Here is an 808-nt window from a genome sequence, read left to right on the forward strand (position 1 = left end):
TCACTAACATGGAGGTTGGCGGCTCCCACTCTATCCTATGTTAATTGAGCTAGTTCGGTCTGAGTTCTTTTCCCCTCGGTAAGCCCAATTTCTGCTTTGCCCACGCTTGATGGGACCTGCGTTCATAAAATACAAAAGCTAAATAGGAGGGAGGGCAATATCATGAGTCATGTAAGAGGCTTTACTAGCACTGGTGTAATTCTTGTCCTGTACATTCTTTTAGTTATTGTTTTAACTTCTTGGTGTATCTAATTTCCAAAGTCTATAAAAACGAAAGACCCGCAAGCAACAATGCGGGTCTTTTTATAGTGTATGAGCTTACAGGGCGGTTTTAAAATTGAGTACAGAGTAGGAAGGAGTCGCAGCCGCGTGCAACTTTTCCCATGCTCCTAATGCAGATCAATAAAGCGTTGGAATCGGAGAACAGTCAACGAAACGAATAGATCTTGGATCAAATCGATAAGAAATCCAGAATAGTCCAGTCCATCTGTAGCCTGAAACGACATTGAACTCTATACTCGTTGGGTAAAACCAGAACCTCTCTCCAGTCCAAAGCTGGACATATGTTATTTTATATAAACAGGGATTTGGTTGTACGAATGCAGGGGGATGAGGTGGTGGTGTGGATGGTAAAAATGCCATTAATTTGCACTCCTTTAAGTAGGTACTCACCTAAATTTTGTTTTATGATACGTAGGTGATTACCTAAATGTGTGTGTAGAAGCCTAATGATACAAAAAAATGAAACAGGTCGGATCAAATCTTGCATGTGGTGTGGTGCACTAGCTTGAATCAGGTTCGATGGATA

General features: G+C 41.2%; 1 protein-coding gene. It reads left to right on the plus strand.

Features of this window, described 5'->3' with window-relative positions; translation table 11 throughout:
- The first annotated feature begins 162 nt into the window (after positions 1-162).
- Positions 163-252 carry a YjcZ family sporulation protein gene (locus ACFQI7_RS37795; RefSeq protein ID WP_230415819.1) on the plus strand — a complete coding sequence of 30 codons (90 nt, stop codon included), beginning with the start codon at positions 163-165 and terminating at the stop codon, positions 250-252.
- Positions 253-808 lie beyond the last annotated feature (556 nt).

It is taken from the genome of Paenibacillus allorhizosphaerae (assembly GCF_042659105.1).
GTDB lineage: Bacteria > Bacillota > Bacilli > Paenibacillales > NBRC-103111 > Paenibacillus_G > Paenibacillus_G allorhizosphaerae.